At 71.8% G+C, this 22,692-nt stretch carries 17 protein-coding genes; 12 read left to right on the top strand and 5 right to left on the bottom strand.

Features of this window, described 5'->3' with window-relative positions; genetic code table 11:
• Positions 1-189 precede the first annotated feature (189 nt).
• The 3 genes from ACIRR8_RS02625 to ACIRR8_RS02615 form a co-directional block, all read right to left on the bottom strand.
• Positions 190-2,607, bottom strand: a complete 2,418-nt coding sequence (locus ACIRR8_RS02625) for a heavy metal translocating P-type ATPase (protein WP_404058129.1) — start codon at positions 2,605-2,607, stop codon at positions 190-192.
• Positions 2,608-2,701: 94 nt separating this feature from the next.
• The gene (locus tag ACIRR8_RS02620; protein ID WP_404058127.1) at positions 2,702-3,025 is read right to left on the bottom strand and encodes a heavy-metal-associated domain-containing protein; all 324 of its coding nucleotides are present in this window, start codon (positions 3,023-3,025) and stop codon (positions 2,702-2,704) included.
• Between the two features lie 206 nt (positions 3,026-3,231).
• On the bottom strand, positions 3,232-3,969 hold the full coding sequence (locus ACIRR8_RS02615) for a TetR/AcrR family transcriptional regulator (RefSeq protein WP_404058125.1): 738 nt from the start codon (positions 3,967-3,969) through the stop codon (positions 3,232-3,234).
• A gap of 157 nt (positions 3,970-4,126) precedes the next feature.
• On the opposite strand from ACIRR8_RS02615, the gene ACIRR8_RS02610 reads away from it, so the two are divergent.
• Both ACIRR8_RS02610 and ACIRR8_RS02605 read left to right on the top strand, forming a co-directional pair.
• Positions 4,127-6,466 carry an MMPL family transporter gene (locus ACIRR8_RS02610; RefSeq protein WP_404058123.1) on the top strand — a complete coding sequence of 780 codons (2,340 nt, stop codon included), beginning with the start codon at positions 4,127-4,129 and terminating at the stop codon, positions 6,464-6,466.
• A gap of 243 nt (positions 6,467-6,709) precedes the next feature.
• On the top strand, positions 6,710-7,465 hold the full coding sequence (locus tag ACIRR8_RS02605; RefSeq protein WP_404058697.1) for a class I SAM-dependent methyltransferase: 756 nt from the start codon (positions 6,710-6,712) through the stop codon (positions 7,463-7,465).
• A 49-nt stretch (positions 7,466-7,514) separates the two neighbouring features.
• Here ACIRR8_RS02605 and ACIRR8_RS02600 read toward each other — a convergent pair whose 3' ends face one another.
• Positions 7,515-7,706 carry an AlpA family transcriptional regulator gene (locus ACIRR8_RS02600; protein ID WP_010064909.1) on the bottom strand — a complete coding sequence of 64 codons (192 nt, stop codon included), beginning with the start codon at positions 7,704-7,706 and terminating at the stop codon, positions 7,515-7,517.
• Positions 7,707-8,141: 435 nt separating this feature from the next.
• Here ACIRR8_RS02600 and ACIRR8_RS02595 point away from each other — a divergent pair, with 435 nt between their 5' ends.
• Positions 8,142-8,666 carry a DinB family protein gene (locus ACIRR8_RS02595; protein ID WP_404058121.1) on the top strand — a complete coding sequence of 175 codons (525 nt, stop codon included), beginning with the start codon at positions 8,142-8,144 and terminating at the stop codon, positions 8,664-8,666.
• A gap of 49 nt (positions 8,667-8,715) precedes the next feature.
• Here ACIRR8_RS02595 and ACIRR8_RS02590 read toward each other — a convergent pair whose 3' ends face one another.
• Entirely contained in the window at positions 8,716-9,630 is a 915-nt protein-coding gene (locus ACIRR8_RS02590) for a sugar phosphate isomerase/epimerase family protein (protein WP_404058119.1), read from the bottom strand.
• Between the two features lie 215 nt (positions 9,631-9,845).
• Between ACIRR8_RS02590 and iolC the strand changes: the two genes are divergently transcribed.
• From iolC to ACIRR8_RS02545, 9 genes are all read left to right on the top strand, one after another.
• A complete protein-coding gene (iolC, locus tag ACIRR8_RS02585; RefSeq protein WP_404058117.1) occupies positions 9,846-10,865 on the top strand; it encodes a 5-dehydro-2-deoxygluconokinase in 1,020 nt (339 codons plus the stop codon).
• The gene (locus ACIRR8_RS02580) at positions 10,862-11,785 is read left to right on the top strand and encodes a deoxyribose-phosphate aldolase (protein WP_404058115.1); all 924 of its coding nucleotides are present in this window, start codon (positions 10,862-10,864) and stop codon (positions 11,783-11,785) included. The genes iolC and ACIRR8_RS02580 overlap by 4 nt, the downstream gene beginning before the upstream one ends.
• 17 nt (positions 11,786-11,802) lie before the next feature.
• Positions 11,803-12,771, top strand: a complete 969-nt coding sequence (iolB, locus tag ACIRR8_RS02575; RefSeq protein WP_404058113.1) for a 5-deoxy-glucuronate isomerase — start codon at positions 11,803-11,805, stop codon at positions 12,769-12,771.
• Complete coding sequence (iolD, locus tag ACIRR8_RS02570) at positions 12,768-14,861, top strand: 3D-(3,5/4)-trihydroxycyclohexane-1,2-dione acylhydrolase (decyclizing) (RefSeq protein WP_404058111.1); 2,094 nt, start codon at positions 12,768-12,770, stop codon at positions 14,859-14,861. The genes iolB and iolD overlap by 4 nt, the downstream gene beginning before the upstream one ends.
• 60 nt (positions 14,862-14,921) lie before the next feature.
• A complete protein-coding gene (locus ACIRR8_RS02565; RefSeq protein WP_404058109.1) occupies positions 14,922-16,424 on the top strand; it encodes a CoA-acylating methylmalonate-semialdehyde dehydrogenase in 1,503 nt (500 codons plus the stop codon).
• Between the two features lie 76 nt (positions 16,425-16,500).
• Positions 16,501-17,106: a DUF4291 domain-containing protein gene (locus ACIRR8_RS02560; protein ID WP_404058107.1), complete on the top strand. Its 606-nt coding sequence runs from the start codon at positions 16,501-16,503 to the stop codon at positions 17,104-17,106.
• A 170-nt stretch (positions 17,107-17,276) separates the two neighbouring features.
• The gene (locus ACIRR8_RS02555) at positions 17,277-19,931 is read left to right on the top strand and encodes an alpha/beta fold hydrolase (protein WP_404058105.1); all 2,655 of its coding nucleotides are present in this window, start codon (positions 17,277-17,279) and stop codon (positions 19,929-19,931) included.
• Positions 19,928-20,839, top strand: coding sequence for an ABC transporter permease (locus tag ACIRR8_RS02550; protein ID WP_404058103.1), 912 nt, complete (start codon positions 19,928-19,930; stop codon positions 20,837-20,839). Before ACIRR8_RS02555 ends, ACIRR8_RS02550 begins: the two co-directional genes overlap by 4 nt.
• Positions 20,840-21,009: 170 nt before the next feature.
• On the top strand, positions 21,010-22,668 hold the full coding sequence (locus ACIRR8_RS02545) for a von Willebrand factor type A domain-containing protein (protein WP_404058101.1): 1,659 nt from the start codon (positions 21,010-21,012) through the stop codon (positions 22,666-22,668).
• Positions 22,669-22,692 lie beyond the last annotated feature (24 nt).

Here is a 22,692-nt window from a genome sequence, read left to right as displayed (position 1 = left end):
ACGTACGCACGGGAGGGCCGCTCAAAGCTCCCCGGTGCACGTGCCCCGGCTCAACGCTTGCCACAGGAGCGTCCCCCAAGACACTCCATCGGACGTCCCCCAAGACATCCTTGGCATCGCACTCTAAGACTCATGAACCCATCGGATGGTTACCCTGAACCCGGTGTGATCTAAATCTCTTTGTGGAAGTTACGTGAAGGCACGCAACCGGAGGCTGTTCGTGACGACGAACACGGACGAAAACGCCATGGCGGCTCCCGCGATCATAGGGTTGAGCAGGCCACTTGCAGCCAGGGGCAGCGCCGCGACGTTGTACCCGAAGGCCCAGACGAGGTTGCCCCTGATGGTGGAAAGAGTACGCCTGGAAAGGCGGATTGCGTCAGCTGTCACCTTGAGATCTCCACGAACCAGTGTGAGGTCGCTCGCTTCGATCGCCGCATCCGTCCCGGTACCCATCGCCAGCCCCAGATCTGCCGTGGCCAGAGCCGCCGCGTCGTTGACCCCGTCGCCGGCCATCGCGACGCTCCGGCCCTCCGCCTGAAGGCCCTTGATCACCTCCACCTTCTCCTCGGGGAGCACCTCGGCGTGGACCTCGTCGATGCCCACCTCGCGGGCCACGGCCTCGGCCACCGCCCGGTTGTCACCGGTCAGGAGGACGGGCCGCAGCCCCAGGGCCCGCAGCTCGGCCACAGCGGCCGCACTGCCGTCCTTGACGGCGTCGGCCACCCCGAACACGCCCCGGGCCTTCCCGTCCCAGGCGACGGCCACCGCTGTACGCCCCAGCTCCCCGGCCTCAGCCAGGGCGGCGGTCAGCTCCGGAGGGAGGGCGATGCCCGCGTCGGCGAGGAGGCGGGGCCGGCCGACGAGGACGGCGTGTCCGTCCACCACGCCCTGGACGCCGAGTCCGGGGATGTTGGTGAAGTCTTCGGGGGTGGGGAGGGGGGATTGGCCGCCGAGTCGTTCGGCGGCGCCTGCTGCCACGGCTTGGGCGATCGGGTGCTCGGAGGAGTGTTCCAGGGCTCCGGCCAGCCGTAGCACGTCGTTGTCGTCGGTGCCGTCGGCTGTGTGGACGGTGAGGAGGGTCATCTTGCCGGTGGTGACGGTGCCGGTTTTGTCGAGGACGATGGTGTTGACGCGGCGGGTGGTTTCGAGGACTTCGGGGCCTTTGATGAGGATGCCGAGCTGGGCGCCGCGCCCGGTGCCGACCATGAGGGCGGTGGGGGTGGCGAGGCCGAGGGCGCAGGGGCAGGCGATGATCAGGACGGCGACGGCGGCGGTGAAGGCTGCTGTGAGTCCGGCGCCGCTGCCGAGCCAGAAGCCGAGGGTGCCGAGTGCGAGTGCGATGACGATGGGGACGAAGACGGCGGAGATGCGGTCGGCGAGGCGTTGGGCTGCTGCCTTGCCGTTCTGGGCGTCTTCGACGAGGCGGGCCATGCGGGCGAGCTGGGTGTCGGTGCCGATGCGGGTGGCTTCGACGACGAGGCGGCCGCCGGCGTTGATGGTGGCGCCGGTGACGGAGTCGCCTGCGGTGACCTCCACGGGGACGGATTCGCCGGTGAGCATGGAGGCGTCCACGGCGGAGCTGCCTTCGACGACGGTGCCGTCGGTGGCGATCTTCTCGCCGGGGCGTACGACGAAGCGGTCCCCGACGGCGAGCCGGTCGGCCGGGACGCGTACCTCCGTACCGCCTCGGAGTACGGCGACGTCCTTGGCGCCCAGGTGCATCAGCGCCCGCAGCGCGGCCCCGGACCTCCGCTTCGCGCGCGCCTCCAGGTAGCGGCCGAGCAGGATGAAGGTGATGACCCCGGCCGCGACCTCCAGGTAGATCGTGGAGCTCGCGTCGGCGCGCGAGACGGTGAGGTCGAACCCGTGCTGCATGCCCGGCATCCCCGCGTCACCGAGGAACAGGGCCCACAGCGACCAGCCGAAGGCGGCCAGCGTGCCCATCGAGACGAGCGTGTCCATGGTGGCCGCGCCGTGCCGGAGGTTGGTCCAGGTGGCGCGGTGGAAGGGCAGGCCGCCCCAGACGACGACGGGCGCGGCGAGGGTCAGGGAGAGCCACTGCCAGGAGTCGAACTGGAGCGCCGGGACCATGGCGAGCAGGACGACGGGGATGCTGAGGACGGCGGAGACGGTGAGCCGCTGCCTCAGCGCGGCGAGGGAGGCGGCCTGTTCTGCTTCGGCGGCTTCGGGGGTTCCGGCTGCTCCGAGGGTTCTGTGAGTTCCGGCGGCGTCGGTGGTTCCGGCAGCTTCGGCGACTTCGGCCGGGGCATCGACCAGGGTCGGTCCGGGTTCCCGCTCGGGCGCGGGTTGCTGCTCAGGCTCTTGCTCAGGCTCCTGCTCGGGTTCCCGCTTCGGGGGTGCGAGCGGGCGGGCCGTGTAGCCGGTCTTCTCGACCGTCGCGACGAGGTCCGCCAGCTCCAGGCCCTCCGTGAACGTGACGCGGGCCTTCTCGGTCGCGTAGTTCACCGTGGCGGTGACGCCGTCCATCCGGTTGAGCTTCTTCTCGACCCGGGCGGCGCATGCGGCGCACGTCATGCCGCCGATCATGAGCTCGGCCTCGGAGGCGTGGGCGGCCGGGGTCTCGGCTGCTGCTGTGCTGGCCATGTCCGAACTCCTGGGTGACGCAGGTCGGGCCGTACTCCACCAGTATCTGCTGGTGGAGTACGGCCCGACGGGGAGAGGGTGGTGCGACGGGCGCTCAGGCGGCCCGGCCGACGAGCTCGTAACCGGCCTCGTCGACGGCGGCGCGCACGGCGTCCTCGGCCAGCGGGGCCTTGGAGGAGACGGTGACGCGGCCGGTGGCGGCGACGGCCTCGACGGACGTCACGCCGCCGAGCGCGGAGATCTCCTCCGACACGGCGCCTTCGCAGTGGCCGCAGGTCATGCCCTTCACCTCGTACACCGTGGTGACCGAGTCCGTCGGCTCGATCTGTACGTCGGCGGCGCCGCCACCGTGGCAGGAGCCGGCGGGCGAGCAGCAGGAGCCGGTGGACTGGGTGGTGGGCTCGGTCTCGGCGGTCATGGCGTTCTCCTCTTCGGGGACACGTTCGGCGTGCGCGTGGGGCGTGGGGGAACACAGGGGAGCCCGGGGTGCCTCACTTACTCCACATTATACCCCTAGGGGGTATTAAGAGATGCGGGCGCGCCCGGTGCGGGTCGCCGCTCGCGGAGTCCGGTCTGCTCGCGGACTTCTGTCCGCTGGTGAACTCCGGTCCGCTCGCGGACCTCCTAGAGGGTGGGGCTCTGGCGGGCTTGCGGGGCCAGGTCGGGTGCGTCGTCGCCGATGAGCGGGTCAAGGTAGCGGTACATGGCCGTCTTCAGCTCGCGGATGTAGGCCGCGCGCTCGTCGCCTTCGTTGGCCAGGACCAGGTCGAGCCCGGCCTTGAACACCATGAAGGTCATCTCGGCGACCCGGTGGAGCTGGGCGGCGGGGGTCTCCGGCAGGTAGCCGGCGAGGACCTCCTCGACCCGGCTCAACATGGTGACGTGCAGGGTGTCGTGCGCCTCGGTGATCCGGCCGGGGATCTCCGAACCGTGCATCAGCACGAAGAACGCCGGGTTCTCGCAGTTGAACGCGATCAGCGGGTCGAGGATGGCGTCGAGCATGCGGTCGAGCGGCAGCTCGATGTGGCTCGGTGTGAAGGCCGCTCCGTAGGTGTCGCGCCAGCGGAGGAGCAGCTGGTCGCCGAGCTTGACGGCGATGGCCTCCTTGTTCGGGAAGAACTGGTACAGCGTGCCCGGCGAGACTCCGGCCTCGCGGGCGATGGCGTTGGTGCTGGACGCGGTGTAGCCGTTGGCCCCGAAGATGGTGGCCGCGGCGTTGAGCAGCTGCGCGATGCGCGCCTCGCCACGGGCCTGGCGCCGGCGCGGGCGCGCCGCCCCCGCGCCGCCGCCGGGCCCCTCGGCCGCGGGTTTCCCGGCTGCGCCGTCCCCTGCGGCGCCCTTCTTGGCTCTGGCCTCCGGCATGGCAATCCCCAGCTTTCGTGATGCGTTTGACAAACGCGAGTGCTCGCTCGCATTCTTGTGAAACGCGAGCGACTACTCGTGTTTGCCAGTGTAAGTGGCAATGACTGACCCATGCTGCCCTGCGCCGCCCGGGTCTCGGTGAAGGGGACACCGCACCATGTCCGAAGTCAACGGTCCACCCGGCACGGCCGGTCCGCAGCCTGTCGGGCCCGGTCCCCAGTGTTCCGGGCCCGGTCCACAGCGTCTCGGAGGCTGGACCCGGTTCGTCACCGCCAGGCCCCGGCTCGCTCTGCTGACCGCCCTGGTGATCACCGCCCTCGCCGTCTTCGCCGGAAGCGGGGTCGCCGACCGGATGGGCAGCGGCGGCTGGCAGGCTCCCGACGCCGAGTCGTCGTACGCCACCGAGGCGCTGGAGCGTGAGTTCCCGGCCTCGCAGCCCAACCTGCTCCTCCTGGTGGACAGCGGCGCCGCGACCGTCGACGATCCGGCGGTGGCCGCCGAGGCCGCACGGCTCACCGAGCGGCTCGCCGCAGAGCAGGGCATATCGGGGGTCACTTCCTACTGGCAGACCACGTCGCCGGCCCTGCGTGCCGAGGACGGCCGCGAGGCGCTCATCGCGGCCCGGATAGGCGGCGACGAGACGGAGGCGGGCAGGACGCTCGAACGGATCACGCCTGCCTTCGCCGGGGAGCGGGGCCCGGTCAAGGTCTCGGTCGGCGGGCCCGTCGCCGTCCAGCAGGAGATGCAGACGATCATCCAGGAGGACCTGCTGCGGGCCGAGCTGATCGCTCTGCCGGTGACGCTCGTCCTGCTGGTCATGGTCTTCGGCAGTGCGGTCGCCGCCCTGCTGCCGCTCCTCGTCGGCATCGTCGCCATCCTCGGCACCAACGCAGTGCTGCGCGGACTGACCGAGTTCACCGACGTCTCGGTCTTCGCGATGAACCTCACCACGGCCCTCGGCCTCGGACTGGCCATCGACTACGCCCTGTTCATCGTCCGCCGCTTCCGGGAGGAGCTGGACGCCGGAGCCGACACCCGGACGGCCATCGGCACCACGCTGCGCACGGCCGGCCGCACGGTGCTCTTCTCCGCGCTGACGGTCGCCGTGTCCCTGTCGGCGATGCTCGTCTTCCCGCAGTACTTCCTGCGCTCCTTCGCCTACGCCGGGATCGCCGTGGTCCTGCTGGCTGCTGCCGCCGCGCTGATCCTGCTGCCCGCCGCGTTCATGCTGCTGGGCCACCGGGTCAACGCGCTCGACCTGCGCCGCCTGCTGCGCCGCAGGAAGAGGACGGAAGCCACCGCCGAAGGCTCCGGCAGAGGATGGGCGCGCTTCGCCGAGCTGGTGATGCGCCGGGCACCGGTCTTCGCCATCGTCACCACGGTGGGGCTCGTCCTCCTCGGACTGCCCTTCCTCGGCGTCAAGTTCGGTACGGCGGACGACCGCCAGCTCCCCGCCGGAGCCGAGTCCCGCGTGGTCCAGGAGCACATCCGGGAGGGCTTCCCCGGCAGTCCCGGCGGCGGCCTGTCGATGCTGGTCGAGGGGGAGGGCACGCCGGCCGCGTACGCGGCCCTCAAGGACCGGATCGGGAAGGTTCCGGGCGTGCAGCGCGTCGAGGGGCCGCTCACATCGGACTCGGCCGCGTACTTCGACGTGCTGTCCGGCGGTGAGGCGGTCGGTCAGGACACCCAGCAGCTCGTACGGGATCTGCGCGCGCTGCCCGCAGGCTCCTTCGACACGTCGGTGACCGGCACGGCGGCGGTTCTCGTCGACTCCAAGGACGCCATAGCGGACCGGCTGCCCTGGGCGATCGGCATCATTGTCGTGGTGACGCTGCTCCTGGTCTTCCTGCTCACCGGCAGCGTGCTCATCCCGATCCAGGCGGTCGTGCTCAACGCCCTCAGTCTGACGGCCATGTTCGGCGCGGTGGTCTGGGTCTTCCAGGACGGAAACCTCTCCGGCATCCTCGCCTTCACCAGTACGGGGGACATCGAGACGACCCTGCCCGTCCTGATGTTCTGCGTGGCCTTCGGACTCTCCATGGACTACGGGGTCTTCCTGCTCTCCCGCATCAAGGAGGAGTACGACCGGACCGGCGACCACGAACGCTCGGTCACCTTCGGACTGTCCCGCACCGGCGGCCTGATCACCGCGGCCGCCGTGATCCTCGCGGTCGTGATGGTCGCCATCGGCACCTCGCGGGTCACCAACACCAAGATGCTGGGGCTCGGGATCGCCCTCGCCGTCCTGATGGACGCCATGGTGGTCCGCAGCCTGCTGGTCCCCGCGGTGATGAAGCTGACGGGCCACGCCACCTGGTGGGCCCCGAGGCCGCTGCGCGCCTTTCACCAGCGGTTCGGCCTCAGCGAAGGAGAGTCGGCCCCGGCCGGCTCCTCCGGTACGAAGGGTGCGCCGGGCGGGCCGGGTGAGCCCACGGCCGATGGAGAGATACCCGAGGCGGGGACCCGGGACGGGGAGAAGGTCACCGCGGGGGCGTAGGGGACGGCTCCTTACGCGGCCGGCCCGGAATCCGTTCGGAAACGGCTCCCGGGCCGGCCCGGCAAGGCCTTCTGACGGGCCCTGGCAGGCATGCGCAGGGGCTGGCGGCCGGGGCGGAGGGGCGGTGGTCACCGACCCCGCCGCAGCCTGCCCGGCAGCCCCCAGAGCGATCGCCAAACCAGCTGTGACCTGGGCTTTCTTCCGGTCGATCCCTAAAATTGGCGCATGAGGAAAGGGGACCGGATGGACCGGAACATCCGCACGGCGGACGACGTACTGACGCTTTTGGACGGCCTGTTCGCGCCTGAAGCGCACCGCTGGACCTCCGACGCCGCCTCGTGGTGGGACGGCTTCTACGAGGACCGCGCGAAGCCGGTGCCGTTCTTCGCGGAGAAGCCCGACGAGAGCCTCGTCTCGTACGTCGACCGGGGACTGGTCCCCCCGGGCCGCGCGCTCGAACTCGGCTGCGGTCCCGGGCGCAACGCGCACGCGCTGGCCTCACGCGGCTTCGACGTCACCGCGATCGACCTCTCCCCGGCGGCGATCGCCTGGGCCGGGGAGCGCGCCGAAGTGCCGGGAGCCGGGGCCCGGTTCCACTGCGGTGACGCCTTCGTCCTGACAGCGGAGGGGGCGGAGGCGGCGGGCCCGTACGACCTGATCTACGACTCCGGGTGCTTCCACCACCTGCCGCCCCACCGGCGGATCAGCTACCTCGCACTCCTCGACCGCTGCCTCGCCCCCGGCGGCCATTTCGCGCTCACCTGCTTCGTGGCCGGAGAGGGCGGCATGGGCTCCGAGCTGCCGGACGCGGAGCTCTACCGGCAGGGGAGTCTGGGCGGCGGACTCGCCTACACCGCCGAGGAGTTGCGCGGTATTTTCTCGGCCGCGGACCTGACGGAGACCGAGCTGCGCCGCATGTGCGACGAGGCGCCTGGCTCCCCGGTCTTCGGTGAGTCCTTTCTCTGGACGGCGCTGTTCAGGAGGGAGGCCCGGCAGTAGAGCGGCACCGGGACCGGGGGCGGGGTCGGGACTGGGGGCGGGACCGGGTTCAGCGGCCGCGGTTGCGGGGGCGGGAGGCGACCCAGGCGCGGACGGTGTCGCCGTACCAGTAGGGCTTTCCGTTCTTGACCTGGTCGGGCGGGGGGAGGAGACCGTGTTTGCGGTAGGAACGGACGGTGTCCGGCTGGACCTGGATGTGCGCGGCAATGTCCTTGTAGGACCAGAGTGTTCTGTCCGTCATCCGTGACACCTCTCTGCGCTGCTCTGTTCTGAGGGCCGGTTCTGCCCTCATGATCACGCAGCCTGCGCTCGGTTGAACGACCACGGACGGCAGGCAGGGTGGGGCTGTTGTGCGCCTGTGACGGAAAACGCGTGTAACGGAGATATGTGTGGCGAAACAGTTACTGGTGTGACAGAAGGGGCGAACAGTAAATGCCGTGTCGAGTCGTACGCCTGCTGGCCCAAGGTGCCGAGGTGAGTAACTCCCTTGCTGCTGGCGTCCTCACCACCGCGGATCCGAGCGAGGCGATACGCGCGGTCCATTCCTTGCCGGCCGTCGCCGACACCGAACGGATCGAGGTGGACTTCGACGCCGTCATCGGGTCGCCGGACGTCCTGGCGCGGGCGGGCGACGTACTGCCGGGCGATGTCGGACCCGGATGCCACGATGGTGACCATGAGTACTTCCGAGCGTTCGATGCCCCCGCCGGTCGCCGACGAGCGCACCTCGTTGGAGAGCTGGCTCGACTTCTACCGTGCCACTCTGGCCCAGAAGTGCGCGGAGTTGCCCGAGGAGCGACTCCGTGAGGCATCCGCTCCACCCTCGGCGATGACGTTGCTCGGCCTGGTCCAGCACGCGGCGGCCGTCGAGCGGAACTGGTTCCGGCGGGTCCTCGTGCAGGAGGACGTGGAGCGGCTGTTCGCCCCGGCGGACGGGAGCGGGGGCGGCGGTGAAGGCCATGACGGGGGGTTCGAGCTGGCCGAGGACGCCTCGTACGAGAGCGCGGTGGCGGTGTGGCAGGGCGAGATCCGGCGGGCTCGGGAGAACTGTGCGGGCCGGGCGCTCGACGACACCAGCCCGTTCATGGGCGGCGAGGTGACGCTCCGCTGGATCTACACGCACATGATCGGCGAGTACGCGCGCCACTGCGGGCACGCCGACCTGATCCGCGAGCGCATCGACGGGCGTACGGGGGTGTGACCCGGCGGCCGCCGGGCTCCGCCAGGCTTCCCCGCCACTCCGTACGACGTCAGGGCCGTCCGCAGGAGCGGAGGAACTCGCGGGTGCGGCGCGCGATCGGGAGCGGCTTGTCCGGATCGCACGGGTACATGTCCTGCTCCACGATCGCGAACAGGTCGACGTCCAGAGCGCGCGCCGCGTCCAGGACCGGCTCCAGGGCGGGCACGCCACCGGGCGGTTCGCACATCACGCCGCGCGCCACGGCCGGGCCGAACGGGACCTCGTCCGCCACCACGGCCGCCAGGATCTCGGGGTCGACCTGCTTGAGGTGGAGGTAGCCGATGCGCTCCCCGTAGGTCTCGATGAGCTTGACGCTGTCGCCGCCGCAGTAGGCGTAGTGCCCGGTGTCCAGGCAGAGCGAGACCAAGGAGGGGTCGGTGGCGTCGAGGAAGCGGTTGACGTTCTCCTCGCCGTCGATATGGGTGTCCGCGTGCGGGTGGACGACGATGCGGAGCCCGTAGCGCTCCCGGACCTCCCGGCCGAGCCGTTCCGTCTGGGTCGTCAGGTCACGCCACTGCGCGGGCGTGAGCGTGCGCTCCTCCAGCACCTCGCCCGTCCTGTCGTCGCGCCAGAAGGAGGGGATGACGACCAGGTGTTCGGCGCCCATGGCCCGGGTCAGCTCGGCGATGTCCGCGACATGCGCCCAGGTCCGGTCCCAGACGCCGGGGCCGTGGTGCAACCCGGTGAAGACGGTGCCGGCGGAGACGGTCAGCCCACGGCTGCGCGTCTCGTCCGTCAACCGGGCCGGATCCGTGGGCAGATAGCCGTACGGACCGAGCTCGATCCACGTGTACCCGGCCTCGGCCACCTCGTCCAGGAAGCGCTGCCAAGGCACCTGCCGCGGGTCGTCGGGGAACCACACACCCCATGAGTCGGGTGCCGAGCCGATACGGATGCGGGCCGAAGAGGGTGCGGAGGGGGTCATATCGCCCAGCGTCGTGGCCCGCACGGACGAGTGTCAAGAGTTCGTCCGAATGTCCGGACAAAATGTTGACAGGGCTCCGGGGAGAGGGCTAGACCTGACCTGGGATCAGCCGGCCGCCGGTGGGTCGTGCCGGTGCGTGGTGCTGATGGGCCGTGCCGATGCGCCGCGTCGGTGAGCGGCGCCGGTGGGTCGTGCCGTGGGTCGAAGGGATGGGTATGCCTGAGCCGTACGACGTGATCACCATGGGGCGGATCGGGGTGGACATCTACCCGCTGGACATCGGCGTGCCGCTCGCCCGGGTGGAGACGTTCGGCAAGTTCCTCGGCGGCTCCCCGGCGAACGTGGCGGTGGCGGCGGCGCGGCTGGGACGGCGTACGGCGCTGATCACCCGGACCGGCCGGGACGCGTTCGGGGAGTACCTCCACCAGGAGCTCCGGGGGTTCGGCGTGGATGACCGGTGGGTGACGGAGGTCGCGGAGTATCCGACGCCGGTGACCTTCTGCGAGATCTTCCCGCCGGACGACTTCCCGCTCTACTTCTACCGGCAGCCCAAGGCGCCCGATCTGGAGATCCACCCGCCGGAACTCGACCTGGACGCGGTGCGCGACGCGCGGATCTTCTGGATGACCGGTACGGGGCTGAGCGCCGAGCCCAGCCGGGCCGCGACGCTGGCGGCCCTCCGAGCGCGCGGCGAGAGCCCGGCCCGGGCGACTCGTACCGCGACCGTGTTCGACCTCGACTGGCGGCCCATGTTCTGGGACGGCGGCGACCACAGCTCGGTCGCGCCCGCCCGCTACCGGGAGGCCCTCGCCCACGCCACCGTCGCCGTCGGCAACATCGACGAGTGCGAGATCGCGACCGGCGAACGCGAACCGCACGCCGCCGCCCGCGCCCTGCTCGCCGCCGGCGTGGAGCTGGCCGTCGTCAAGCAGGGGCCGAAGGGCGTTCTCGCCGCCCGCCGCGACGGCTCCACCGCCGATGTGCCACCGCTGCCGGTGGAGGTCGTCAACGGGCTCGGCGCCGGGGACGCGTTCGGCGGGGCGCTCTGCCACGGGCTGCTGGCCGGCTGGGACATCGCCCGGATCATGCGGTACGCGAACGCCGCCGGGGCCATCGTCGCCTCCCGCCTCGCCTGCTCCTCCGCGATGCCGTTCCCGGACGAGGTGGAGCGGGCCCTCGCGGCGGGAGCCGTGGCGGCGGACAGCGCGACCGGGCCCTCCGGAGCAGCCTCATGACCCCTGCCGCGGCCTCCCTCCGCGAACTGGTCCGGCTCCGCGCCGAGCGCCCCGAAGCGGTGGCCGAAGCCGCCGCGCGACGGAAGCGGAGGCCTCTGCTCCGTACGGCAGGCACCCCCACCGACCGCGACCGCACCACCCACCCCGGCCGGCTGATGATCATCGCCGCCGACCACCCCGCACGCGGCGCCCTCGCCGTCGGGGACCGGGCGCTCGCCATGGCCAACCGGTCCGAGCTCCTCCAGCGGCTCTGCCTCGCCCTCTCCCGGCCCGGCGTCGACGGCGTCCTCGCCTCCGCCGACGTCCTGGACGACCTGCTCCTCCTCGGCGCCCTGGAGGACAAGGTGGTCATGGGCTCCATGAACCGGGGCGGGCTCGCCGGCGCGGCCTTCGAGCTGGACGACCGGTTCACCGGACACCGCCCCGAGGACCTGGTCCGCCACGGGTTCGACGCCGGGAAGCTGCTGCTCCGCATCGACCACGAGGACCCTGGTTCGCTCGACACCCTGCACGCCGCCGCCCGCACCATCGACGCCATGGCCGCGCACCGGCTGCCGGTCTTCGTCGAGCCGTTCCTCTGCCGGCGCGTCGACGGCCGCCTCCGCAACGACCTCGGCGCCACCGCCGTCGCCACGTCCATCGCCATCGCCTCGGGTTTGGCCGGGACCTCCGCGTACACCTGGCTCAAGGTCCCCGTCACCGAGCATCCTGACGACATGGCGCAGGTCATGGAGACCTCCACGCTGCCCGCCGTCCTCCTCGGCGGTGAGGTGGGCGACGACCTGGACGGCGCGTACGGGAAGTGGCGCGAGGCGCTGCGGCTGCCGACGGTGCGGGGGCTGGTCGTGGGGCGTTCGCTGCTCTACCCGGTCGACGGGGACGTGGCGGGAGCCGTCGACACCGCCGTATCGCTGCTGTAGCCGGGTAGGGAGGGGCCATGGAAACGCACCACGAACACCACGGGCACCGCAGTGGAGGCGCTCCGCCCGCCGCGCCGCGCCACCATCTGCCCGCAGGCACCGCCGCGCGTGGGCCCTATGTCCTGGACATCGATCCGGAAATGGCCGGATGGGACCGGTCCGGTCTCCGTGTTCTCGAACTGGAGCCGGGCGGAGTTCATACGCTGGTCACCGGGGAGTGCGAATGGATCGTCCTGCCGTTGGCCGGTGCCTGTACGGTGCGTACGGCAGGGGAGACCTTTGAACTGCTGGGCCGGGAAAGCGTGTTCAGCGGGGTGAGTGATTTCGCCTACGTGCCGCGCGACGACCGAGCACAGATCGCCTCCGGCGCAGGAGGCCGCTTCGCCCTGGCAGGAGCGAAGTGCGAGCGACGACTCCCCGCTCGCTACGGCCCCGCGCCGGAGGTACCCGTCGAGCTGCGCGGCACCGGCAGCTGCTCGCGCCAGGTCAACAACTTCGCCGCAGCCGACACCTTCGACTGCGACCGCCTGATCGCCGTCGAGGTCCTCACACCCGGCTCCAACTGGTCCTCCTACCCGCCGCACAAGCACGACGAGCACGTGCCGGGCGAGGAGTGCGAGCTGGAGGAGATCTACTACTTCGAGGTGGAGGGCGGCGGCCTCGGCTACCACCGGGTCTCGCCGTCGCGCGCAGGCGGTACGGAGGTTCTCGCCGAGGTCGGCACCGGCGACGCGGTCCTCATCCCCGACGGCTGGCACGGCCCGTCCATCGCCCCGCCCGGCCGCACGCTCTACTACCTGAACGTCATGGCGGGGCCGGGGGAGGAGCGGGCCTGGCTGATCCGCGACCATCCGGACCACCGATGGATCCGCGACACCTGGCGGGACGCGCCGGTCGACGCCAGACTGCCGCTGTACACGGCGCATCCGCAGACGGCCCGCCCGGACACGGCGCATCCGTCGCCCGGCCCGGAGGTAACAGGTTGAGCCCGACGAGTCCCGCGATCCCCACCGACGGAGCAAGCCCCGAGACCCCCGCGAGCAGCCGTTCCACGACCGCGCCCCCCAATCGCCGCCTGACCACCGCTCAGGCCCTGGTCGCCTTCCTCGCCCGGCAGTACACCGAGCGCGACGGCCGCCGTCACCGTCTGATCAGCGCCACCTGGGGCATCTTCGGCCACGGCAACGTCGCAGGCATCGGACAGGCGCTCGTGGAGGCGGGCAACGGAGCGGGCAACGGGACACGGAACGGCGACGGCTACGGGACGCCGAACGGCGACGGCTACGGGACGCGGAACGGCAATGGGACGCGGAACGGCGACGGCAACGGGAACCGGACCGCGTACCGCATGCCGTATCTCCAGGGCCGCAACGAACAGGCCATGGTGCACGCGGCCGTGGGATACGCGCGCCAGTCCGGCCGGCTCTCCGCGCACGCGGTCACCACCTCCATCGGCCCGGGCGCCACCAACCTCGTCACCGGCGCCGCCCTCGCCACCGTCAACCACCTGCCCGTCCTCCTCCTCCCCGGCGACACCTTCGCGACCCGGCCCGCCGACCCCGTACTGCAACAACTCGAAGTCCCGTACGCCGGTGACGTGTCGGTCAACGACTGCCTGCGCCCCGTCTCGCGCTACTTCGACCGGATCACCCGCCCGGAAGCGCTCATTCCGGCGGCCCTCCAGGCGATGCGGGTCCTCGCCGATCCCGCCGAGACGGGCGCGGTCACCCTCGCACTGCCGCAGGACGTGCAGGCGGAGGCGTACGACTGGCCGGAGGAGTTCTTCGCCGAGCGGGTCTGGCGGGTCCGCAGGCAGGCGCCCGACACGGCCGAACTGGAAGCGGCGGTACGGGCGGTGCGCTCGGCCCGCCGCCCGCTGATCGTCGCCGGCGGCGGGGTCCGTCACAGCGGAGCCGAGGAGACGCTCGCCGCCTTCACCGCCGCCACCCGCATCCCGGTCGCCTCCACACAGGCGGGCAAAGGGGCTCTGCGCCACGACCACCCGGCGGACGTCGGCGGTATCGGCCACACCGGCACCGCCACCGCCGACGAACTGGCCCGCACCGCCGACCTGGTGATCGGCGTCGGCACCCGGTACACGGACTTCACCACCGCCTCCGGCACCCTCTTCGCCCACCCGGACGTCCGCTTCCTCAACCTCAACATCACCGGCTCCGACGCCCACAAGCTGGCCGCCCTCCCGCTGGTCGCCGACGCCCGCACCGGCCTGGAGGCGCTCACCAGCGCGCTCGCCGCACGGGGCTACCGGATCGACCCGGCGTACGAGACGGAGTACACCGGCGCGAAGGAGGCGTGGGAGCAACAGGTCGAGGCGTCCTTCACCACCCCCGACCCCACCGCGCGCCCCACCCAGACCCAGGTCCTCGGCCTGCTCGACGCGCTGGTCACCGAGGAGGACATCCTCATCAACGCCGCCGGCTCGCTCCCCGGCGACCTGCACAAGCTCTGGCGCACCCGCTCCCGCGACCAGTACCACGTGGAGTACGGCTACTCCTGCATGGGCTACGAGATCCCGGCCGCGATCGGCGTCCTGCTCGCGACCCGGGCCCAGAGTCGTGAGGGCCGCCCCGTCTGGGCCCTGGTCGGCGACGGTACGTACCTGATGAACCCCACCGAGATCGTCACCGCCGTCCAGGAGAACCTCCCCCTCAGACTCCTGATCCTCCAGAACCACGGGTACGCCTCCATCGGCGGCCTCTCCGAGGCGGTCGGCGGCGAGCGCTTCGGCACGGCCTACCGCCACCGCGACGCCGGCGGTGGCTTCACCGGCCCGCCGCTCCCGGTCGATCTCGCGGCCAACGCGGCCTCCCTCGGCATGCCGGTCCTGCGCGCCGCCACCGTCGACGACCTGCGCAAAGCCCTCTCCGAGGCCCGCGACGCCGAGGGCCCCACTTGTGTCTACGTCGAGACCGAAACGCCCGACACAGTGTCGGGCCCCCCTCCGGCACAGGCGTGGTGGGATGTTCCGGTAGCCGAAACCGCTAGCCGTCCGGCGGCGGTCACGGCCCGGGAGGAGTACGACCGGCAGGTCGCCGCCCGACGCCGCCACCTGTGAAGGCCTGCCTGACCGCCTGAACCGGCCCCCACGCCTGCCTGAAGCCTGAAGGAGTACGTCATGACGAAGACCGTCAACCACTGGATCGGCGGCAAGACAGTGGAGGGCACGTCGGGCCAGTACGGTCCGGTCACCGACCCGGCCACCGGCCAGGTCACCACGCAGGTGGCGCTGGCCTCGGTGGAGGAGGTCGACGCGGCGGTGGCGGCCGCGAAGGCCGCGTACGCCACCTGGGGCACCTCCTCGCTCGCCCAGCGCACCACGGTCCTCTTCCGCTACCGCGCGCTGCTCGACGCCCACCGCGACGACATCGCCGCGCTGATCACCGCCGAGCACGGCAAGGTGCACTCGGACGCGCTCGGCGAGGTCGCCCGCGGTCTGGAGATCGTCGAGCTGGCGTGCGGGATCACCACGCAGCTCAAGGGCGAGCTCTCCACCCAGGTCTCCAGCCGGGTCGACGTCTCGTCCATCCGCCAGTCGCTCGGCGTGGTCGCGGGCATCACGCCGTTCAACTTCCCGGCCATGGTGCCGATGTGGATGTTCCCCCTCGCCATCGCGTGCGGCAACACGTTCGTGCTGAAGCCGAGCGAGAAGGACCCGTCGGCGGCCAACCTGCTGGCCGAGCTGGCGTCGGAGGCGGGCCTTCCGGACGGCGTCCTGAACGTCCTGCACGGTGACAAGACCGCGGTGGACGGCCTCCTGAACCACCCCGACGTGGCGGCGGTCTCCTTCGTCGGCTCCACCCCCATCGCCCGCTACATCCACGCCACCGCCTCCGCCAACGGCAAGCGCGTCCAGGCGCTCGGCGGCGCGAAGAACCACATGCTCGTCCTCCCGGACGCCGACCTGGACGCGGCCGCCGACGCGGCGGTCTCGGCGGCGTACGGCTCCGCCGGTGAGCGCTGCATGGCGATCTCGGCGGTCGTCGCGGTCGGCGCGATCGGCGACGAGCTGGTCGCCAAGATCCGCGAGCGCGCCGAGAAGATCACGATCGGCCCCGGCAACGACCCCGCCTCAGAGATGGGCCCCCTGATCACCGCCGCCCACCGCGACAAGGTCGCCTCGTACGTCACGGGCGCCGCCGCCCAGGGCGCGGAGGTCGTCCTCGACGGCACGGGCCACACGGTGGAGGGCTTCGAGGACGGCCACTGGATCGGCCTCTCGCTCCTGGACAAGGTCTCCACCGACTCCGACGCGTACAAGGACGAGATCTTCGGCCCGGTCCTGTGCGTGCTCCGCGTGGACACGTACGAGGACGGCGTCGCCCTCATGAACGCCTCGCCGTTCGGCAACGGAACCGCGATCTTCACCCGCGACGGCGGCGCGGCCCGCCGCTTCCAGCTGGAGGTCGAGGCCGGCATGGTCGGCGTCAACGTGCCGATCCCGGTCCCGGTGGGCTACCACTCCTTCGGCGGCTGGAAGGACTCGCTCTTCGGCGACCACCACATCTACGGCAACGACGGCGTGCACTTCTACACCCGCGGCAAGGTCGTCACCACCCGCTGGCCGGACCCGGCGGACGCCCCGGCCGGCGTCGACCTGGGCTTCCCGCGCAACCACTGACCGACCACCGGCCGCGCCCGGGCCTCCGGCGAAATCCGGATGCCCGGGCGCGGCCGTGTCCCCCATCCTGGGGCGTATGAACACCCCGCCCCTCCCGCCCCGTTACGAGATCCGCGCGCTGCACACCGCCACCACGGTCACCGTCTACCAGGCGTACCGGCCCGCCATCGGGCTCCCCGCCGCGCGCGACGGGAGGTTCCCCGCCCAGTGGAAGCGGGACCGGATGACGTGGATCAAGCCCAGCTTCCTGTGGATGATGTACCGCTGCGGCTGGGGCACCAAGGAGGGCCAGGAGGTCGTCCTCGCCGTCGAGATCGACCGGAGCGGTCTGGAGTGGGCCCTCGCGCACGCCGAACTCTCCCACCACGTACGCGATGTGCACCCCTACGAGGCGTCCTGGAAGCAGAGCCTGCGCACCGCCCCCGCCCGCGTCCAGTGGGACCCCGAACGCGACCTTGACCTGAACCCGCTCCCGTACCGCTCCCTCCAGCTGGGGCTGAGCGGGGAGGCGTCCCGGCGGTACGCGGACGAGTGGACCGTCTCCGTACGCGACGTCACCCCGCTCGCCCGAGAGGTGCACGCGGCGGTACGTGCGGGGGAGCGGGAGAAGGCCGCCGCGCTGCTGCCGGCGGAGACGCCGCTGGACCTCGCCGCGCCGCGGCCGGTAGGAGCCGGGGAGTAGTCGGGTCCGTCACGGCCGTTGCGCGGCCAATGTCCGCAATGGCCTTCGGCCGGGATAAGGGCCGTACCGCGTCCGGAGTACGGGAAGGGCGCACCGTACCTCTCAGGGAGGCTGCCCACCTCCCCCTGGCGGCACTCAACCGGGTTGCGTCCTCCGTTTAGGGTCGAGGGATGGAGACCCCTACTGTTCGATGGCGGCGCCTGCTGCCCCGCACCCCTGCCCGGTGGGCCGCGGCCGTCGCCGTGCTCGCCGTGCTGGTGGGCGGCGGCACCTGGACCGCCGTCGCCGATGACGGCCCGCCCGCAGTGCAGCGCGAGGACCGGATACTGCGGCCGGGCGGGGTGCCGATCGACACCTCGTACTTCACCGCCGGAGGTTCCGGTAAGCGGCCCGCCGTGCTCATCGGCCACGGCTTCGGCGGCAGCAAGAACGACGTGCGGGCCCAGGCCGAGAAGCTGGCCGCCGACGGGTACGCGGTGCTGACCTGGTCGGCGCGCGGGTTCGGGAAGTCCGGCGGAGAGATCTCCCTCAACGACCCCGACCACGAGGTCAAGGACGTCTCCGGGCTCATCGACTGGCTGGCGCAGCGGCCCGAGGTCGAGCTGGACGCGAAGGGCGACCCCCGCGTCGGCCTCACCGGCGCCTCCTACGGCGGGGCCGTCTCCCTGCTCGCCGCCGGGCACGACCGGCGCGTCGACGCCATCGCGCCCGTGATCACCTACTGGAACCTGGCCGACGCCCTCTTCCCCGACGGCGTCTTCAAGAAGCTCTGGGCCGGGATCTTCATCACCACCGGCGGTGGCTGCGAGAAGTTCGAGAAGCAGCTCTGCGAGATGTACGAGCGGGTCGCCGTCAGCGGCAAGCCCGACGCGGCCGCGACGAAGCTGCTCACCGAGCGTTCGCCCTCCGCCGTCGCCGACCGCATCACGGTGCCCTCGCTCCTCCTCCAGGGACAGTCCGACTCGCTCTTCCCGCTCGGCCAGGCCGACGCCATGCAGAAGGCGATCAGTGCCAACGGCGCGCCCGTCTCCGTCGACTGGATCTCCGGCGGCCACGACGGCGGCGACAACGAGACGAGCCGGGTCGAGGGGCGCGTCGGCTCCTGGTTCGACCGGTACCTGAAGGAGGAGACCGGCACCGACACCGGGCCCGCCTTCCGCGTCACCCGTACCGGAGGCATCGACTCCACCGACGGCGCCGCCCTCAAGCGCGGCGCGAGCAGCGACACCTACCCGGGGCTGCGCAGCGGCGGCCGCGAGATCCCGCTCGGGGAGGGGACGAAGACCTTCCGCAACCCCGCCGGCTCCGCCCCGCCCGCCATCTCCGCCGTCCCCGGCATCGGCGGCGGCCTCTCCCAGCTCTCCTCGCTCGGCGTCGGCCTCTCGCTCGACTTCCCCGGGCAGTTCGGCCGCTTCGAGTCGGCCCCGCTGGACACCTCCGTACGCGTCACCGGCACCCCCACCGTCCGCGTGAACGTCAAGGCGACCGAGGGCCGCGACGCGGTCCTCTTCGGCAAGGTGTACGACGTGTCACCGGACGGCCGCCAGCAGGTGCTGCCCTCCCAGCTCGTCGCCCCCTACCGGATCACGCCCGACCAGCAGGGCAAGCCGGTCGAGCTGGCGCTGCCGGCCGTGGACCACGAGTTCGACGCCGGGCACCGGATGCGGCTCGTCTTCTCCGCGACCGACCTCGGTTACGCGTCCCCCGCCGAGCCCGCGACCTACACCGTGACGGCCGACGGACCGCTCACCGTCCCCACCGCACCCGCCGTCAGGACCGCCGCCGCCACCCTCCCGTGGTGGACCTGGGGCCTCCCGGCCGCCGCCCTCGTCATCGCGGCGGCGCTCCTGATCACCGCCCGCCGCCGGACCGCCACGCCCGCACCGGACCCCGAACTCGCCGACGTACCGCTCCAGATCACCGGGCTCTCGAAGAAGTACGCGAAGTCCGTCGACCGCTACGCCGTGCGCGAGCTGTCCTTCCGCGTCGAGAAGGGCCAGGTCCTCGGGCTGCTCGGCCCCAACGGCGCGGGCAAGACGACCACGCTGCGCATGCTCATGGGGCTGATCACCCCCGACGAGGGCGAGATCCGCGTCTTCGGGCAGGCCATCCGGCCCGGTGCCCCGGTCCTCTCCCGCGTGGGCGCCTTCGTCGAGGGCGCGGGCTTCCTGCCGCACCTCTCCGGGCGCGCCAACCTGGACCTGTACTGGCAGGCCACCGGCCGCCCCGCCGAGGACGCCCACATCGAGGAGGCTCTGGAGATCGCGGGCCTCGGCGACGCGCTCGCCCGTGCCGTACGGACGTACTCCCAGGGCATGCGGCAGCGGCTCGCCATCGCGCAGGCCATGCTCGGCATGCCGGATCTGCTCATCCTGGACGAGCCAACCAACGGTCTTGACCCGCCGCAGATCCGCGAGATGCGTGACGTGATGATCCGTTACGCGGCCGGGGGCCGGACCGTCATCGTCTCCAGCCACCTGCTCTCCGAGGTCGAGCAGTCCTGCACCCACCTCGTCGTCATGGACCGGGGCCGGCTCGTGCAGGCCGGACCGGTCGCCGAGATCACCGGTTCCGGCGACATGATCCTGGTGACCACGGCCGAGGAGGTGTCCGAGCCGCTCGCGGAGAAGGTCGCCACCCTGCCCGGCATCGGCTCCGCCGTCCGCACCGACGACGGGCGCGGCCTCCTGGTCCGCCTGGACGGGGCCACCACCTCGCGCCTCGTCGCCGACCTCGTCCGGCTCGACGTCCCGGTCACCGGCGTCGGCCCGCACCGCCGCCTGGAGGACGCCTTCCTCACCCTGATCTCCGGAGGAGCAGCATGAGCGCCGCCGTACAGCCACCCGAGGCCGAGGTGGCGCCCGAGCACCCGGAGGCCGCCGGCTACCGCGCCGGGCGCACGCTCCCGCTCCGCGTCGAGGCCATGCGCCAGCTGCGCCGCCGCCGCACCCTGCTCATGGGCGGAATCCTCACCGCCCTGCCCTTCATCCTGATCATCGCCTTCGCGATCGGCGGCACGCCGGACGGCGAGGACGGCGGCGGTGGAGGCCGGGGCGGCGGCCGGATCAACCTGATGGACGTGGCGACCGAGTCCGCCGCGAACTTCGCCGCCACGTCCCTGTTCGTCTCGGCGGGCTTCCTGCTGGTGATCCCGGTGGCCCTGTTCTGCGGGGACACCGTCGCCTCCGAGGCGAGCTGGTCGTCCCTGCGCTACCTGCTCGCCGCGCCCGTACCGCGCGTACGGCTGCTGTGGTCCAAGCTCGTCGTCGCGCTCGGCTTCAGCCTCGCCGCGATGGTGCTGCTGCCGCTCGTCGCGCTGGCGGCGGGCACGGCGGCCTACGGGTGGGGGCCGCTGAAACTGCCGACCGGGGGCGCGCTGGCGGCCGGGGACACCATCCCGCGCCTCGCGCTCGTCGTGGCGTTCATCTTCGTCTCCCAACTCGTCACCGCCGGGCTGGCGTTCTGGCTCTCCACGAAGACGGACGCCCCGCTCGGCGCGGTCGGCGGCGCGGTCGGCCTCACCATCGTCGGCAATGTGCTCGACGCGGTCACCGCGCTCGGTTCCTGGCGCGACTTCCTGCCCGCGCACTGGCAGTTCGCGTGGGCCGACGCGCTCCAGCCGGAGCTGGAGTGGGGCGGCATGATCAAGGGGGCGGCGATCTCGGTGACGTACGCGCTGATCCTGTTCGCTCTCGCGTTCCGCGGGTTCAGTCGTAAGGACATCGTGTCCTGAACCTGATGTTCCATCGGTTTGCCGACCGCGAAGGCGCTCCACCGGGCTCCTGCCGGGCCCCTGTTGCCGCATCGAGATGGTTCCGCAACGCTTTCGTCGACTCCGACGGACGGCTTCGTACGTCACATTCACAGGTGTCGGAGACACCGTGATGACGTGGGGGGTTACGGATGGACCAGCGGAACGACAAGCGGACGACAGAGGTCCGGGCAGGGCGCCGAGCGGGGCGCCGGGCGGGGCGCCGGGCGGGGGCGGTGGCGCTCCTGCTCGCCGCCGGGATGGTGCTCACCGCGTGCGGCGGCTCCGGGGCTTCGGACGGCACCGCCGCCGACAAGCGCTCCGGCGCACGCCCCCCGCAGGGCACGACCGGGGACGGGAAGGGCGCCCCCGACGCGGTGGCACCGGACCAGGGCCGGCCGTCCGAGGCGAACGGCGACAAGGCCGCCCCGGACCTCGCCGCCCCTGACTACCTCTCCACCTTCGCCCTGGACGTCGACACCGCCAGCTACGGCTACGCGCGCTCCACCCTCGGCGACGGCAGGCTGCCCGACCCGGTGGACGTACGGCCCGAGGAGTTCGTCAACAGCTTCAAGCAGGGGTACGAGCGCCCGAAGGGCAACGGCTTCTCCGTCACGGTGGACGGAGCCCGGATCCCCGGCGGCTCCGGTCCATCCGACTGGTCGCTGCTCCGCGTCGGTCTGGCCACCAAGGCCGCCCCGCCGAGCAGCGGACGCCCGCCCGCCTCGCTCACGTTCGTCGTCGACATCTCCGGCTCCATGGCAGGCGAAGGCCGCCTCGGACTGGTCCAGAAGTCCCTGAACATCCTGACCGACGAGCTGCGCGACGACGACTCCGTCTCCCTGGTCACCTTCAGCGACGAGGCCGAGACCCGGCTGCCGATGACCCGCCTCAAGGGCAACCGGAACAAGATCCGGGATGCGGTGGAGGCCATGGAACCGGCCCAGTCCACCAACGTGGAGGCGGGGATCATGCGCGGTTACGAGGAGTCCGTCAAGGGCCACCGCAAGGGCGTGAACAACCGGGTGGTGCTGCTCTCCGACGCGCTGGCCAACACCGGCGACACCAACGCCGACAACATCCTGGAACGGATCGACTCCGCCCGCCGCGAGTACGGCATCACCCTCTTCGGCGTCGGCGTCGGCAGCGACTACGGCGACGCGTTCATGGAGCGGCTCACCAACCGGGGCGACGGCCACACCACGTACGTCGGCGACGAGGAGCAGGCCCGCAAGGTCTTCGTCGACCAGCTGCCCGCCCACATCGAACTCCGGGCGCGCGACGCCAAGGCCCAGGTCGCCTTCGACCGCAGGAACGTCAAGCAGTTCCGGCTGGTCGGCTACGAGAACCGCAAGGTCGCCGACGAGGACTTCCGCGACGACAGCGTCGACGGCGGCGAGGTCGGCCCCGGCCACACGGTGACCGCGCTCTACGCCGTACGGCTGCGCGAAGGAGCCTCCGGCGAGGTGGCCGAGGCGACGGTGCGCTGGCTCGACCCCAAGACCCGCAAGGCGTACGAGGAGAGCGGCTCGGTGCGGACCGGCACGATCGACGGCACGCTGTGGGGCGGCGACTCGCAGCGGCTCCAGGTGGCAGCCGTGGCGGCCTACTTCGCCGACACCCTGCGCGGCGGCGACCTGCCCGGCACGCCCGCACTGCGCGAACTCGCCTCACGGGCCGCGAAGCTGGCGGACGAGACCGAGGACGATTCCGTACGGAAGCTGGCGACGGCGATCGGCCAGGCGGAGGCGCTCAGGAACGGGACCGAGCCGGCGGACGGCGGAGACGAGGCCGAGGGCGAGATCGGCTGAGCGGAGAGACAGCGGCGTTCGCAC

The organism is Streptomyces sp. NPDC101178, assembly GCF_044767965.1.
Taxonomy (GTDB): domain Bacteria; phylum Actinomycetota; class Actinomycetes; order Streptomycetales; family Streptomycetaceae; genus Streptomyces.
Note: the sequence above shows the minus strand (reverse complement) of the source record. Positions and strands in the feature narration are given on the sequence as shown.